Genomic DNA, 13,467 nt, shown 5'->3' on the forward strand with positions numbered 1-13,467 from the left:
TGGCTCTGAAGTGTTTTCAGCAACTCAATGTTGTGCATGATAAATTTCTGCTAATCCCCTTGGGCAGTTACGGGATGGCATTAACCGAGGCGGTCATAATCTTGACCGTTGCCGAGTCTGGATTGAGCTGGGTGGTATTCTGGATCGGTACAGGCGGCTGGCTTGGATGCTGGACTTCAATGTGGATACATAGGAGGGTGAGGGGTGCCGGGTAACAATGAGAAAACAAGATCAGTAGGCTTTAAATGCCCGAAGTGCGGCAGCGATAAAACAGCCTTCAAGGGGTCGGACGTTCGCGCAGGCGGCAGGGTTCGTAAAACGCTATGCCATTCTTGCGGCAAGCGGTCAAATATACCTCTTTATGATGTGGGCGAGGAATTCGGCGCGATGCAAGAAAAGGCCCGCTACGTGGTAACGGCAGCGGTCAACGACACGCCAGCGCAAGCACCGTTTCTAAAATCCCTTGAGGTCTATTGCGAAACACACGACGCCCAATTGCTGATCATCCCTCTCCGATACCACAACCCAACAAACAAGAGCCAAGATAAAGAGCCGAAGTACTCCCCGGCCATTGTTCCGTATCTCTACAGCAAGCGTGAAAGCCCCATACCAGGGCTAAAGATCATGGGTGATATAAAGACCCAGCCAACGGCTACGCGCCCTCTGAGCGGATTGGACAGCCTCACAGGATCGGACTGCGGGATATTCGGGCATACAAAGGTCGCAATGGAGTCTATCCCCACTCGCGGGCAGGAATTACCCAAATTACTTTACACCACGGGGGCGGTGACTAAATCCCAATATTCAGACAGCAAGGCTGGGGCGAAGGGTGATTTCCACCATTCGCTTGGTGCGGTAGTGGTTGAGCGCGACGGTGACTTGTTCCACCTCCGGCATATTCTGCCTAACCAGGATGGCTCATTCTACGACTTGGACAAGATTTATACTCCGAAGGGGGTGAAGCAGGGCAAGCCGGTTGCTGCCTTGATAGCTGGTGATTTACACGCTGAGCGCCACGACCCTGACAACCTTATTGCGCTGGCTGGGATGACGGAAGCCCTCAAGCCATCCAGAATCGTCCTGCACGACGTTTTAGACTTTGGGTCAGCTAGCCATCATAACGGCTTTTTTGAGTCTTTCAGGCGTCACCACACGGGGCGCAATGACGTTCGCGCAGAGGTTGAGCAGACTTTGGCCCTAATTGATGACTTCGCCGGGTTAACCAAGGAGGTGGTGATTGTTGACAGTAACCACAACGGCCACTTTCTAAAATGGCTGGAATCAGACAAGAACGCCAACGATTTGCAGAATGCTGAAGTGTTCGCAGAGACGCGGGCGGGCATACTACCTGAGATTAAAAAGCGGGGGTGGTGTGATCCGCTGGAGTGGTGGGCGCGTCGGTTGCAGAAACGGTATGGCAAAACGCGCTACATGGCTCCCGGTGAGTCCTACAGCGTCCACGGTATCGAGCTGGCCTATCATGGGGATATTGGCCCCAACGGCGCTAGGGGTTCTGCTCTGGCCCTGTCACGCATTGGGGCAAAGTCAGTCATAGGCCACAGCCACTCACCGCGCATTGTGGACGGCTGCTACCAGACTGGCACTAGCTCACTGCTGGATATGGGGTACAATATTGGAGGCCCGTCAAGCTGGCTGCATAGCCATGTGGTGATATATCCGAACGGTAAGCGGACGCATATTCATGTGATTGGGGGAAGGTGGAGGGCTAAAACCTAACCCCCAAAACACAAGCCAGCACCGACGATCCGAGAAGGTGGCACTCTGTCCGCACGTTCTCCCACTCATAGCCGACTTTAAACGTCGCCCAAGGCGCTACACCGCCGATATTGGGCAGTTTGTCCCGATACCCATACACAGCGCCCAGCTCGAAGCGAACCGGGCCTATAAACGGATACGTGCGCGTGTAGGCGAAGCTGTCCCAGTCGTGCGAGTTTTTGAAGTATCGGTAATTGTGCCGGTTCTTGATGCAGCCGAATAGGGGGCCGTCTTCGTTCCACTCCCTGTCGGAATTAAAGTGGTCAACCTTCACAGCCACCTCGTACCAATCGCAGGCGATAGCCTCGGATGAGAGGGCTAGGAGGATGGTGGTTAGTAGTAGGGGTTTCATGGTTAGTCCTCTCTGGCTGGCGGCCTCATGTTCGGAGGTTAGATTTCTGTGTAATATCCCTGCAATTGGTTGTACTCAGCCCTCAATCCGCAAACCGTGCATTCAAAAAATGCGTACTTGATTCCGCGATATTCCTTTATCTCACTAGTACGCTCAAAGTCGTGGCCGTGCAGGGTTCTGTAGCTGCATGGCACCTTGCCGGTCAGCTTTGCTTTAACTTTTCTAATTAGTATTTTTAGGCTCATACCTCACTCCCCGCCCTGTGATTTGAGCATTTTCCATGCATGTTTGATTCGGTCGAGCGTCACCTCTCCATTAGTCGTGCTTTCCAGCCGGTGCGCGTGAGTTCTGAGCATGTAAACCGGGATGCATGAATCGTTCTCCGTGTCTGGATAAAAAGAGCCTGATTCGTTTGCCACGCAGTACAGCACTTGCGCGCCGTTTGTGTAACCGATATGCACCAGCTCGCTTTCATCCGGCACCTTGGCGGGTGCTGGGTTGCGGTAATACATGCCGCTCATGTCGCCGGGCTTGTTGCAGGAATATGCGGGGGCGCTGTTGCCGTGACAGGTAAAGGCCACCGGCTCCTGCCCCTCAGCCTCCGCCAGTTGTTCGCGCAGGCGGGTGATTTCTTCTTCGAGAAGTTCTACCTTGTTCTCTAAAGCAGCCTCTTTGTATTCATCACTGCTGCGAATGTCGTCAAGCCATTTAAGTTGCTGTTCAAGATCACTCATCTCCCACCTCCTGCTGTTTGAGGGCTTGCTCTGCCTTGCGAGCCTTCTCCCAAATAGACCAGCTCACATCAACCACCATTGTGTCATCGTGGTCTTTCTGCGCCCTGAGTCGCAAGTCTTCCATTAGTGAAAACAAAGCCTCCCGCGCCTGCTCTAGCTGCTCTAGGGCGGTGACAAGTTTGGTTTGAGGCTCCAGCAAACGAGAGAACACAGCCCCAACATCGCCGCACTTTTCGTGAAGCTCGGTCACTTCCCGCAAACGCTCCCGCTCCTCCTCAAGATTCATAACCATCACCATCGAATATCGTATCGATCTCTCGATCCAGATCTACAGCGCGGTTCACCCGGCTGCGCACATAGTCACCGCGCTCCATCATCTCCCGCACCAACCGCTCCTGTGTCTCCGGTGATACGGTCTGACGCACATACTTCCGGCAATACCAGCAAACGAGCTGCATCCGCTGTGCGTTTATTACAGGCTCCATCCGGTGATGCAAGCAGGTGCCGGACTTCTCTGTTAGGGTCGGTTGCTCGATTTTCTTGTCTGAGTGTTTTGACACGTTCGGGCCACTCTGTTATCTGTTGGTAAATGTTGCTCATATCGGCTTGCCAGATGTTCATGCTTCGCGCTCCCTTCTCTCAATTTCCCGCTGAATGTACCACGCGGCCTTCTTCAAATCTTCCAGCCCGTTTTTCAGATCAGCCCGCCATAAATATTTCACGGCGTTGCCGATGGTGAAGCTCATATGCTCCGTCACCTGAATGCACTCTATCCCGCTTGGGTGGCTAGTGTAATGCGGCGGGTGGTTTACCATGTCTGCCATCGGCACGACAGGCGTAGTGCATGGCTCATCTGTTAAGTCGCGCTCGTGATACCACTCGCCATTGGTAAGCTTTAGCATCCCAGAGTTTGAGATTTCAACAATATTGCCTTTTGCCATAAGCCCATATTTCGCCAGAAATTCGGGTGTGGTGCATACAGCGTCGCCAATCTTAAACTTACTCATTCCCCTTCCCCTCATAGTTATGCAAAAACGACTTAACCCTTGCCTCATCCCCCTGCCGCACCTCTGACGGTGCCTGCTTTATCTTCCCGCCCCGTGATAGATACTCAGCAACCTGCGCCTCTATCTCTGCGCGGATGGGGTCTTTAACTTTTATTTCGGATTTGTGGATCACAGCTCCCCCTCCCCAGCCACATCACTCATCCAAGCCCGCGCCACAGTCCAGCACAGAGCTGGTGTATCGCACTCAGTTACAAACTTGCGGCCCTTAAAGCTAATGCAAAGCAGGTAGCCGCCTTGTGTTAGTGGTTCGATTGTCATAGCCTAAACTCCCTCTTTTTCTTTTCTTCTAAATCAACCAAATTTAGTCCGCGCACAATCTTTTCAGCCATGCGGCGTGTATTGCATTCTGCAATCGTTTTCCCGTTGGCCGACTCAATAAAAAATAAAGGCGTTGAGCTTCCAATATAGTTTAATCTTGCGCCTTGTATGATTTTGTACTTGCTCACTATTGCTCCCTCCACTTCTCTCTAAGTTCATCAATAAGGTCTGCTAACAGTAGGAGCCAGTACATCACAACCTCCCCTCCACAATCCGCTCAATCTCATCATCCACAGCCGCCTCGATGGCTGTTCCAATATCACAGGCCGTCATTGACAGCATGTAATCTGGCAGCAGGTGACGGATACAAATATCAATCCAAATGGCGAACCTGTCCGAATCCTTGCGAAAATCCCGATTGAACGCACGGATAACATAATCATCGTTCGGGCCTTCATCCATCACACGCTGAACGGCCTTTTGAATCTCGCGGCGCTGAAGCTCCAAGATTGGAGACTCCAAAAAAAGCTCGAGAATATCCGCCTCATTCAGCATCCGCTCGCACTCGTTGGCTATAAACTCGTTGCGTTTGGTGTCGGTCATATCGGTGGCGTACTCTGGTATTTCGCCTATGACCATGTGGTTCTCGATGTCCATGCTTAAACCCTCTCGGTGTGTTGTTGGTATGGGTGTACTTTAGTCAACAATTTACACACTTTCAATAGTTTTCGGCTTCAAAGCTTGTAATAAATTGTTCTGATTGGCGTCCTTGTTATGCAATACAGTCATAACGCGGTGGTCAATCGTACCCTCTGCAACCAGATGCACGATGCGCACGGGCCTATCCTGGCCCTGTCGGTGCAGCCTTGCGTTGAATTGCTGATAGTTCTCAAGCGACCAACAAAGCCCAAACCATACCGCTAGTGCGCCCCCTCTCTGCAAGTTCAAGCCGTGGCCTGCACTGGCAGGGTGAGCGAGCAACATAGGAATCTCGCCGTTGTTCCATCGCGTTATTGTCTCTGCGGATTTATCGAGCACAACTGCGTCGGGAAATCGCTTACGGAGTCGCGCAAGGTCGCTTTTGTAGTTGTAGGCAACAAGGATATTCTCCCCATCGTTCTGCTCTACGATCTCGGCAAGCGCGTCAAGTTTAGCTTTGTGGACTTCCGCCCAGTTACCATGCTCATCGGTGTACACTGCCCCGTTGGCCCATTGGAGAAGCTTATTGGCGAGTGCGGCGGCGCTGATGGCTTCTATTTCTTCGCCGTTCTCCAGCTCTGCGAGAAGCGTCTTTTCAAAGTCAATGTACGCGGCGAGGGTCTTAGCCGGTAGATCAATATGTTCTTCAAGGTCTATGCGCTCAGGCAGTTCTAAATAATCCTCTGCGCTCATTGATAACACGTAAGGCTCAACAAGCCGGTAAATCTGTTCCTCTGCGCCTTTGCGCGGCGTGTAGTTGTAACCCATATAGTCCTGCTCAAAAAAGCGTTGTTTATATGCCGTCATTGTGCGGCCAAGCGCTTTGCCGAAGTCTATCAGGTAGATTTGTGCCCATAGGTCAAGCAGGCTGTTAGGCGATGGCGTACCCGTCAACTCAACAAGGTACTCTGTATAAGGGAGTATTTTCTTTAGCGCCTTGAATCGCTGGCTTCCGGGGTTCTTGAAGCTGCTGGACTCATCAATGATAACCGCATCAAAAGGCCATTTCTTTGTGTAGTGTTTTACCAGCCAAGGGATATTCTCGCGGTTTATGGTGTAAATGTCGGCCTCATTCTGCAAGGCGCTTAGGCGCTGTTTCTCGCTGCCCGTACATACCGCAACGCGCAAATGCCGCAACTGTTCCCATTGCCTACACTCCTGCGCCCATACGCTGTTGGCTACGCGCAACGGGGCGATAACGAGAACGCGCTGAACGGCGAGGGAGTCGAGCAAATCACTTGCGGCGGTTAGGCTGCTAGTCGTCTTGCCAAGGCCTAAATCTAGCCATAGGGCCACCCTCTTTTTTTCTTTTATAAATTTTATAGCCGTTTCTTGATAAGCGTGGAGATCGCATCTATCTAGCACTTTTTTCACCGTGTCTTTTTGAAAAACCTAGGCGTTTTTCTTCCGCTTTCCGCATGGCAACAGCTTCTTCAAAAATAGGGCTCGATCCGAGGTGATACGTTTCGCCGTTGAATTTCATTTGGGCGCACCATATAGCTCTCAGCTTATTGAAATAAACGCCTGTTACGCCGCTCGTATTGTTTGAAGCAAGGCGATTATTCATATGATTCTGTTGCTGAGTAACGCTTCGTAAATTGCACAACCTGTTGTCGAGCTTGTCCCCGTTTATATGGTCAATTATTTCGGGCCATTCACCGTGCATATACAGCCACGCTAGGCGATGAACAAGATACCGTTTACCAAATATAGTGATTACTCTGTAACCCTTTCCGTCTTTGGTAACAGCAGGTTTACCAGCGTATTTTGTGTTCCACGTTTTATGGCTACAGTCTTTTGAGAAATATTTTCTATCCCTCTCGCGCCAAATCATATCCCCCGTATCGGGATTATAAAAAACTAATTCTCTAATTAGTTCGGGCGTCATTGTTTTACCTTTATATAACACAAAAAGTTATTGTTATCCAAAGGTAAAACAAAGTCAAGGGAAAGCATCAACGGCCTCCAATGAATCAATAACGCGAACATCACAACCTAACTCTATTCGGCGTTGGTGGTCGCGCAACTGGTTATCCGTCGGCTTCTTACCCGGCGCTTTCAATTCGACAAATATTACGCGCCCCTCTGGCAGCGTTACTAATCTATCCGGCACGGATCGACGGCCCGGACTGGTGAACTTTTCAGCCATTCCGCCAAGTGTTTTGACGCGCTTAACAAGCGCCCGCTCAATATCACGCTCAAGCATAATAACCAACCTCACAAAGCAGCTTTTCGGCCATGACGAAATACGCCTTATAGTCAACGTCCTTTGGGAATTCTGCGGGAAGGCTCATTAGCGGTCTCGCCCCTGCCGATTTCGGTACGCGGTTCCCGTTGGCGGCGTAATGTATACACTCGTCCTCGGCAACGCTCGTGCTGTAGTAAAAGCGAACCGCCTTACCTAACAAGTCGTCACGCCATTTAGCCCCGCCCTTGACCGTGCGCACCGTAACGAATTTGAGAATATCGCGGCATTCTTTTATGGTCTGTTGGGCATCCTTTCCCGTTGCAATCTGCTGCGAAACAGCCTCATACACAATAACTGAATCTGGGTTTTTCATAAGCCCTGTTGGGGCAAACACGCCTTTACTCTTTATCTTTCCGTCAGTAGTGACCGCAACATAATTGTTTACGTCGCGGCTAGCCAATACGCGGTAATCCTGGCGCTCAAGCTCGTAAGTCGTGTCAAGCATCCAATCAAACGCGATAGCCTCAAGCTCCGGGCCTTTGCTCTTATCACAGTAAGAAACCACGCCGTCCGTGTTCGCGCTGACCACAGATATGCCCGCAAGCTCAAGGCGTTCAATCAACATCAGCAAGGCCAATTGGCCGGTGATAGTAGTCTGTATCAGCAGGTCAGGGGAATAGAGGGCGCTGTATTTGCTCCCCAGCTTACCGAATGAGCCATTAACGGCAATCTTTAGAGTATCGGCTGTTATGCTGTCGCCTTCTCGCTTGGCCTTTATGCGGCGCTTAACAATCGACTCGTAAACCCTCAAGAACGGCTCCCCAAGCGATTCAGGAGCAAGCCCTTGCTGCAATATGATGTTGGGGTAATAACTGGCGACGTCCATATCACACAGGATATTATCGCCGGCCCTAACGCATTGCGACTTTTCGCAGCTATGCAGCCCGCCTATTCCCATCTGGTATTGACTTCGGCCAATGCTAATCTTGTTCTCTTTTAGCCAATCGGGGAGCATAACAGAGCCGGTAGGCGACATTGTGAAGCGGGTTTCAAGAATGCGCTTGAATACATCGCGAAGCTCTGGCGTTTGAAAGCGTATTATCTTCGGGTCTTTGTACCGGAATTTGGGATCCTTTCCGATCTTCGCGGGGCGATATTGTTTGCCAGTCAGCGCCGACAGCTCAGACTTGATAACGTTCTCGGCGATCTGCGCGTCCGATTTACTGCGCAAGTCCATACCGTACTGATACCCCATATCTTCGCGCAACGATATTTGGCTTTTCAGGTTTTCATACAGTAGCGCGGTTGTATCAAGGTCATTAACGCAGTAACTTTTCAGCAGCTCGCGGCACTTTGCGTTAATGCTTGCGTCAGGAGGCAATGGCAAGTCTTGAATGGTGGGAGCGCCTAACCTACCCCCGTAAATTTTCAGGCTGCTTTGCCCAGGCGCGACCTCTATCAAGTCGATATGATCCCAACTGGCGGGAATCTCCAGCTCTCGCTCACGGCATACTTTCCACGCGGGAGCCTTGCCGGTAATAAGCTGATCGCTCAGCGCCTTTAGCTGTTTGTTGTTGTAGCCACGGCAAGCGGCGGCAATCATTGGTAAGTCGTAGCCGTTACCGTTAAAGCTGATACTAGTGTAATTCGATAATGTGCCGCTAACGCCTCGCGTCAACGGGTGGTCATCATAAAGCTCAAAATGCTTAACGCGGCCAGTGGGCAGGTGTTTGGCGGATAAAAGCCAATAATCTTTATAGCATTCGGTATCAATAACAATCACGAGGGGTAGCCTCATAAAAAAGCCGCCCGAAGGCGGCTATGACCTAGACAGGGTTAAATGTCGAAATCGTCGTCATCTTCAAAGGCGTCGAAGTCGTCAACGCTGGCAGACACACCGCCATCGCCAAACGGTTCGCCATCTTTGTAGAACTGGACGCCCAACAGGTTCGCGTTGATACGCTTGCCGTAGTTGTTGTTCTGCGCCCACAGCTCAATGACGGCGTTGACGTAGCAACCGGCATATACGCGGTTGTCATCTTCGCTCAGCGGCGTTTTGTCGTTGTCGATAACGAGAGGGCGCTTGTTGTTGCTTGCCTTGATAGACATGCAGCCATCGTAGCCCTCGTAGTCGATTTCGTCGCCATCTTTCAGGCAGATTTTATCAGAGGCCAGCTTTGCGCCTTTCAGGTCGGTTTTCAACTTTTCGTTGATAGCGGCCTTGATTTCCTTGATCGTGTCGGCGTGAGCCTCTTTATCGAGCAGGAATGTCGCTTCAAATTTCGTTTCTTCGCCGTTGAAAACAGCTTTGCGAAACAGGGAAGGGAAAGAAAGACGAACGTTTTGCAGTTTGATTTTTGCCATTGTAGTTTCTCCGTTTAGGCTTTTCCGTTTAGGAAGTCACAGCATATTGGCTGCGTTTTTCAATGTCAATAATTTTAATCAAAATCATTGGCAGTGATATTTACTGCGGGGCGCTTGTCGCTTTCCGGCACGAGTGTTGGCTTACCCTCGCCTTTAACAATCAACTCCGCAATCTCTTTCGCTTTGGCCTTACCCAGCGCCTTCTCGGCTTGCGCGGGACTCAGCAGCTTGCGCGTGTAGGCGTCTTCGCCCAATCGCTCCGTAAGATCAACAGCCGCCTTGTCTTCGTCCTGCCATTGGCGCACTGACCGACCTGCAACCAGCTTGAAGCCTGGGAACCCTTCGCCGCTTGTCAGCCTTTCGGTTACGTGTTTCTCCACGGCATCCAGCCACGACAGCACCAGCTTTTTACCTTCGAGCGCGGCGCGTAGCTGCTCATCGCTCAGCGTGTTGACCGGCTTTTGCTCGCTAATGTCATCAAACTCAACAAGCAATATGCGCTCCGCGTAGGCTTTCTGCTCAGGGCATTTGGCTTGCGCCTTGCACCACTGGCATTGCTTCTCTCCTGGCACTCGTTCGGCGTCAGGCTCAAGGCACATATCCGCGCGTTGGCTCGCCCACTCACCCCATTTAAGAAGCTCATCAGCGCTTATCTCCCACTCGTCGATGTGGTCAAGCCGTGGCTGCACGATGGTAATAACTACCCGCTTGATCTGATAGACAAGCTCGTACTCGTTCAGCGCCCCTAGTGCGTAGAGCATCCCTTGGCTGTTCTGCTCCGCGTAGACCTTGACACCCTTGCCGTATTTGAGATCAGTGACGTAGAGCGTGTCGCCATTCACCGCGAGCGCATCGCAAGTGCCAAACCCTTCCGGTATCCAGTCGCTGAAATCGACGCGGATTTCGTAAGACTGTTCGCCCCCGAGGTTGCGCACGTAATCGACGTAGACTTGAACGGCGTCGGCCATCTCGTGAGTTACTTCCCACTCGTTGTTATCTGGCAACATCTTGCCTAGCCAGTCCGAACAGTTGCCGCCCTGCATTAGCACAAGCTCGCCCAACTCGTGAGCGGCTGTGCCTTCTGCTGCGGCCATTGATGACTTATCGGCTAGACCTTCCTCGGCCTTGACGCTGCCCGGACAGGCCAGCCATCTGGCCGACCCGCTCGCGCTTAGTTTGGCGTGTGCTGTCATTGCATCGCCTCCAAGGTGCCTTTCAACGCGGGCAGCTTGTCAGCCGGAACATCAGCCATAACATTGGCCCCGTACTCAGCGAGCGCATCCTTAATGGCGGTTTTCAGCTTCCGATCCTTGCGCACCATCGCCAAGCACAAATCTTGTAGCTCTTTGTGGGTGACAGCATCGGCGGGGGATTCCTCTACGGGCGCAGCTTCGGCTTTTTCCGGTTCTGTCTCTACTGGCGGCAAGGTGTCTTTGCCATTGTTCAGGTGTAAGAACAGATTGTTAATCACCAGCCGAAGGTCGCGGATTTCGTTTTTCAGGTCTTTGATTTCAGTTTCTAGCATTTTGCGTTTTCCTTTTAGGTTGTGGTACAGTTGTTAAGGATAGCTAAACACTTATAAGGAATCAAGCATGTTCGCTGATATTGTTCGGTGGTTTGGCGGAAGGGCCAAGATGGCTCGGCGCTTAGGTGTCAGCCGTAGCGCCGTGTCGCAATGGGCTATTGAGGGTATACCGCCCGCAAGGGCAATTCAAATCGAAAAGGTTACAAATGGAAGGTTTAAAGCTGTTGAAATGGGAGTCTCTGAATGAGCGAGTTACAAATTTTCCCCGTTAAAAAGTTCTACGATAACGCCAAATCCAAATGGCAGAAAGTCCCTGCCGTGCCTCGCGGCGTTGACTGGCACACCTACAAGGCCAGCTCCCGCGAGCTGTCTACTGCCACCAATATTGGCATTGTTATCCCCCAAGGCGTACTGGTTATCGACCTTGATACCGATAAAGGCGTAACCCGCGAAGCCGTCGAGATGGCGCTAGGCTGCTCGCTTGAATGGGATGACGCTTTGTTACAGCAGACCGTTAGCGGCGGGCAGCATTACGGTTTTTCAATCGGTGACGCTCAGCTCAAGCAAGGCTCCGATCTTTTCGGCGTTGACGGCTTTGATACCCGCGTATCCGGCAAAGGGTGGATTTGTTCGGGCGATGGTTACACCGACTGTACGCTGGTTGGCCTTCCCGAAGGTATCGCGCCGGAATGGTTGCCGGAATTGCCCGCAGAGGCGTTGACGCTGTTGGGCGCTGGCCCTGATCCGTTCGACGATGGCGACAACGACCTGTTAGGCGCAATCGCAGCGCAGCCGCTTGATGTTACTGAGGATGAAATCCTTGCCTATATCGCCAAGCTGCCTGCGAGCGATGTTGACCATCACGACACTTGGCTTAATGTCGGGATGGCCTTGCACCACCAGTTCCAGGGCGCTAAGCGCGGTGCTGAAATCTGGCGAGATTGGTCAAAGGCCAGTCAGCATTATGACCTTGACGAGATTAAGGCCCGGTATAAGTCTTTCGGCAAGCGCTCGATGAGTAACCCCGTTACCTTCGCTTATGTCATCCACAGGGCCGGGGGACGTGACGCCATCGCCGTTGACAAAGTTGGTGGCTGGATAGAGCGCGCCAAGGCGGTTGAGTCCATAGAGGATTATGACGCGCTCAAGCGCGAAATCCGCGCAACACCCTATACCGATCTCCCTAAAGATATGCGGGCAATGGTGGCCGCAGAGCTGGCGGCGGGCATTGGCAAGGATAAGGGTATGAGCCGCACCGACATTAAGACGGCGCTCCAACCAAAGTCAGGGCGGCAAGGCGGGAGCTTTGACGGCGCTCGCGGCGATATGCCCGAATGGCTGCGAGATTGGGTTTACGTCGAAATGTCCTGTGAGTTTGCCCAGACCGTATTGTGCTACGAGATCAAGCGCGAAGCCTTCAACGCCAAGTACGACCGAGAACCTGAGTGCCTACTGGCCGAAAAGTCAGCATCCTCTCTTGCACTGGTCGATTATCGCTTACCCACAGTAGTGGATAAGATATTCTGGCCGGGTGCCGAAAAGCTGCTCGAATCGGACGGTAAGACCATGCTCAACACCTACCGGCCCCAAGGTTGTGAGCCTTGCGACGAGATTGACGAGGACGGGCAGAGTGTCATTGATCGCCTGTTGCGGCATGTGGCTTTCACTCTGTCAGATGAGCGCGAGCAAGGCATATTGCTTGATTGGCTGGCCTACGTGGTGCAGAACCCCGGCAAGCGCGTCAATTGGGCGATGCTGCTGCAAGGGGCGCAAGGTACGGGCAAAAGCTATTTCTGTGTGCTACTACAACAGATATTGGGCGACCACGTAAAGAACCTTGACCCTACCGCCATCGCTGGCCGCTTCACAGGATGGGCGCACGGCTCATTGGTTACGGTCATTGAAGAAATCCGCATGAACGGTACAAACCGTTATGAAGTGCTTGACCGCATGAAGCCCTTTTTGACCAATGACACGGTGCAGATAGAGGAAAAGGGGCGCGACCACCGCACAGTTCCCAACTTCACCAGTTACATGATGTTGACCAACCACAAGGACGCCATCCCGCTTACTAGTGGCGATAGGCGCTATTGTGTGCTGTTTTCCAGGGTACAGAGCGAGGATCAACTGTATAAGGAATTGGGCGGCGAGGATGCGGCGGCGCAGTATTTTGAAGACCTATTTGCTGAAACTCGGAGGCGTCCTGACGCTCTCGCGGCGTTCTTGAAAACGTATAAAATTTCCCCAAATTTCAACCCGACAGGGCGAGCGCCAGACACAAAAGCGCGTCAAATGATGATGGCTGTCAGCACTTCGCCGGAGCGTTTGGCGCTGGAAGACGCTATCGAAAAGCATCATTGCGAGGTCATCAATTCGGATATTTTGGACGTGACTTGGCTCAATAAGCTGTGTGAGAGCGACGGCACCGAAATCCCGAAGACCCGAACCCTGACCGCAATTTTGCTTGAAATGGGATACGAACAGATTGAAGGAAAGAGGATAAA

The 13,467-nt window shown here is 52.1% G+C and carries 19 protein-coding genes; 3 read left to right on the forward strand and 16 right to left on the reverse strand.

The annotated features are described in order from the left end of the window. The first annotated feature begins 387 nt into the window (after nt 1-387). Entirely contained in the window at nt 388-1,737 is a 1,350-nt protein-coding gene (locus ABYP33_RS05785) for a hypothetical protein (RefSeq protein WP_373089313.1), read from the forward strand. On the opposite strand, the gene ABYP33_RS05790 is transcribed toward ABYP33_RS05785, so the two are convergent. The 16 genes from ABYP33_RS05790 to ABYP33_RS05865 form a co-directional block, all read right to left on the reverse strand. Further along, nucleotides 1,727-2,128 (reverse strand): hypothetical protein, encoded by a 402-nt coding sequence (locus ABYP33_RS05790; RefSeq protein WP_373089315.1) that lies wholly within the window; start codon nt 2,126-2,128, stop codon nt 1,727-1,729. The genes ABYP33_RS05785 and ABYP33_RS05790 overlap by 11 nt on opposite strands. A gap of 248 nt (nt 2,129-2,376) precedes the next feature. Then, nucleotides 2,377-2,862: a hypothetical protein gene (locus tag ABYP33_RS05795; protein WP_373089317.1), complete on the reverse strand. Its 486-nt coding sequence runs from the start codon at nt 2,860-2,862 to the stop codon at nt 2,377-2,379. Continuing rightward, complete coding sequence (locus ABYP33_RS05800; RefSeq protein WP_373089319.1) at nt 2,855-3,148, reverse strand: hypothetical protein; 294 nt, start codon at nt 3,146-3,148, stop codon at nt 2,855-2,857. Before ABYP33_RS05800 ends, ABYP33_RS05795 begins: the two co-directional genes overlap by 8 nt. Beyond that, the gene (locus ABYP33_RS05805) at nt 3,138-3,287 is read right to left on the reverse strand and encodes a hypothetical protein (RefSeq protein ID WP_373089321.1); all 150 of its coding nucleotides are present in this window, start codon (nt 3,285-3,287) and stop codon (nt 3,138-3,140) included. Before ABYP33_RS05805 ends, ABYP33_RS05800 begins: the two co-directional genes overlap by 11 nt. Nucleotides 3,288-3,479: 192 nt before the next feature. Beyond that, complete coding sequence (locus ABYP33_RS05810; protein WP_373089323.1) at nt 3,480-3,869, reverse strand: DUF3310 domain-containing protein; 390 nt, start codon at nt 3,867-3,869, stop codon at nt 3,480-3,482. Continuing rightward, nucleotides 3,862-4,041, reverse strand: a complete 180-nt coding sequence (locus ABYP33_RS05815; protein WP_373089325.1) for a hypothetical protein — start codon at nt 4,039-4,041, stop codon at nt 3,862-3,864. Before ABYP33_RS05815 ends, ABYP33_RS05810 begins: the two co-directional genes overlap by 8 nt. Further along, entirely contained in the window at nt 4,038-4,187 is a 150-nt protein-coding gene (locus ABYP33_RS05820) for a hypothetical protein (protein ID WP_373089327.1), read from the reverse strand. Before ABYP33_RS05820 ends, ABYP33_RS05815 begins: the two co-directional genes overlap by 4 nt. Continuing rightward, a complete protein-coding gene (locus ABYP33_RS05825) occupies nt 4,184-4,375 on the reverse strand; it encodes a hypothetical protein (RefSeq protein ID WP_373089329.1) in 192 nt (63 codons plus the stop codon). The genes ABYP33_RS05820 and ABYP33_RS05825 overlap by 4 nt, the downstream gene beginning before the upstream one ends. A 64-nt stretch (nt 4,376-4,439) precedes the next feature. Further along, nucleotides 4,440-4,844, reverse strand: coding sequence for a hypothetical protein (locus ABYP33_RS05830; protein ID WP_373089331.1), 405 nt, complete (start codon nt 4,842-4,844; stop codon nt 4,440-4,442). 51 nt (nt 4,845-4,895) lie between these two features. Further along, the gene (locus ABYP33_RS05835; RefSeq protein ID WP_373089333.1) at nt 4,896-6,260 is read right to left on the reverse strand and encodes an SNF2-related protein; all 1,365 of its coding nucleotides are present in this window, start codon (nt 6,258-6,260) and stop codon (nt 4,896-4,898) included. After that, nucleotides 6,241-6,774 carry an HNH endonuclease gene (locus tag ABYP33_RS05840; RefSeq protein ID WP_373089335.1) on the reverse strand — a complete coding sequence of 178 codons (534 nt, stop codon included), beginning with the start codon at nt 6,772-6,774 and terminating at the stop codon, nt 6,241-6,243. The genes ABYP33_RS05835 and ABYP33_RS05840 overlap by 20 nt, the downstream gene beginning before the upstream one ends. 54 nt (nt 6,775-6,828) lie before the next feature. Further along, on the reverse strand, nt 6,829-7,092 hold the full coding sequence (locus tag ABYP33_RS05845; protein WP_373089337.1) for a VRR-NUC domain-containing protein: 264 nt from the start codon (nt 7,090-7,092) through the stop codon (nt 6,829-6,831). Further along, a complete protein-coding gene (locus ABYP33_RS05850; protein WP_373089339.1) occupies nt 7,085-8,872 on the reverse strand; it encodes a hypothetical protein in 1,788 nt (595 codons plus the stop codon). The genes ABYP33_RS05845 and ABYP33_RS05850 overlap by 8 nt, the downstream gene beginning before the upstream one ends. Before the next feature lie 38 nt (nt 8,873-8,910). Beyond that, the gene (locus ABYP33_RS05855) at nt 8,911-9,438 is read right to left on the reverse strand and encodes a DUF2815 family protein (RefSeq protein ID WP_373089341.1); all 528 of its coding nucleotides are present in this window, start codon (nt 9,436-9,438) and stop codon (nt 8,911-8,913) included. A gap of 74 nt (nt 9,439-9,512) precedes the next feature. Further along, the gene (locus ABYP33_RS05860; protein ID WP_373089343.1) at nt 9,513-10,631 is read right to left on the reverse strand and encodes a DUF2800 domain-containing protein; all 1,119 of its coding nucleotides are present in this window, start codon (nt 10,629-10,631) and stop codon (nt 9,513-9,515) included. After that, complete coding sequence (locus ABYP33_RS05865; protein ID WP_373089345.1) at nt 10,628-10,963, reverse strand: hypothetical protein; 336 nt, start codon at nt 10,961-10,963, stop codon at nt 10,628-10,630. Before ABYP33_RS05865 ends, ABYP33_RS05860 begins: the two co-directional genes overlap by 4 nt. A gap of 67 nt (nt 10,964-11,030) precedes the next feature. On the opposite strand from ABYP33_RS05865, the gene ABYP33_RS05870 reads away from it, so the two are divergent. Beyond that, the gene (locus tag ABYP33_RS05870) at nt 11,031-11,210 is read left to right on the forward strand and encodes a Cro/CI family transcriptional regulator (RefSeq protein WP_373089347.1); all 180 of its coding nucleotides are present in this window, start codon (nt 11,031-11,033) and stop codon (nt 11,208-11,210) included. Further along, a partial coding sequence (locus tag ABYP33_RS05875; RefSeq protein WP_373089349.1) for a DUF5906 domain-containing protein occupies nt 11,207-13,467 on the forward strand: 2,261 nt, incomplete at its 3' end. The genes ABYP33_RS05870 and ABYP33_RS05875, both read left to right, overlap by 4 nt.

It is taken from the genome of Zhongshania sp. (genome assembly GCF_041584495.1).
Taxonomy (GTDB): Bacteria; Pseudomonadota; Gammaproteobacteria; order Pseudomonadales; family Spongiibacteraceae; genus Spongiibacter.

What these genes read in the sequence shown, in the direction of transcription:
- ABYP33_RS05785 (WP_373089313.1), top strand. Translation starts at nt 388, where the DNA reads ATGCAAGAAAAGGCCCGCTACGTGGTAACGGCAGCGGTCAACGACACG.
- ABYP33_RS05790 (WP_373089315.1), bottom strand. Translation starts at nt 2,128, where the DNA reads ATGAAACCCCTACTACTAACCACCATCCTCCTAGCCCTCTCATCCGAG.
- ABYP33_RS05795 (WP_373089317.1), bottom strand. Translation starts at nt 2,862, where the DNA reads ATGAGTGATCTTGAACAGCAACTTAAATGGCTTGACGACATTCGCAGC.
- ABYP33_RS05800 (WP_373089319.1), bottom strand. Translation starts at nt 3,148, where the DNA reads ATGAATCTTGAGGAGGAGCGGGAGCGTTTGCGGGAAGTGACCGAGCTT.
- ABYP33_RS05810 (WP_373089323.1), bottom strand. Translation starts at nt 3,869, where the DNA reads ATGAGTAAGTTTAAGATTGGCGACGCTGTATGCACCACACCCGAATTT.
- ABYP33_RS05820 (WP_373089327.1), bottom strand. Translation starts at nt 4,187, where the DNA reads ATGACAATCGAACCACTAACACAAGGCGGCTACCTGCTTTGCATTAGC.
- ABYP33_RS05830 (WP_373089331.1), bottom strand. Translation starts at nt 4,844, where the DNA reads ATGGACATCGAGAACCACATGGTCATAGGCGAAATACCAGAGTACGCC.
- ABYP33_RS05840 (WP_373089335.1), bottom strand. Translation starts at nt 6,774, where the DNA reads ATGACGCCCGAACTAATTAGAGAATTAGTTTTTTATAATCCCGATACG.
- ABYP33_RS05845 (WP_373089337.1), bottom strand. Translation starts at nt 7,092, where the DNA reads ATGCTTGAGCGTGATATTGAGCGGGCGCTTGTTAAGCGCGTCAAAACA.
- ABYP33_RS05850 (WP_373089339.1), bottom strand. Translation starts at nt 8,872, where the DNA reads ATGAGGCTACCCCTCGTGATTGTTATTGATACCGAATGCTATAAAGAT.
- ABYP33_RS05855 (WP_373089341.1), bottom strand. Translation starts at nt 9,438, where the DNA reads ATGGCAAAAATCAAACTGCAAAACGTTCGTCTTTCTTTCCCTTCCCTG.
- ABYP33_RS05860 (WP_373089343.1), bottom strand. Translation starts at nt 10,631, where the DNA reads ATGACAGCACACGCCAAACTAAGCGCGAGCGGGTCGGCCAGATGGCTG.
- ABYP33_RS05865 (WP_373089345.1), bottom strand. Translation starts at nt 10,963, where the DNA reads ATGCTAGAAACTGAAATCAAAGACCTGAAAAACGAAATCCGCGACCTT.
- ABYP33_RS05870 (WP_373089347.1), top strand. Translation starts at nt 11,031, where the DNA reads ATGTTCGCTGATATTGTTCGGTGGTTTGGCGGAAGGGCCAAGATGGCT.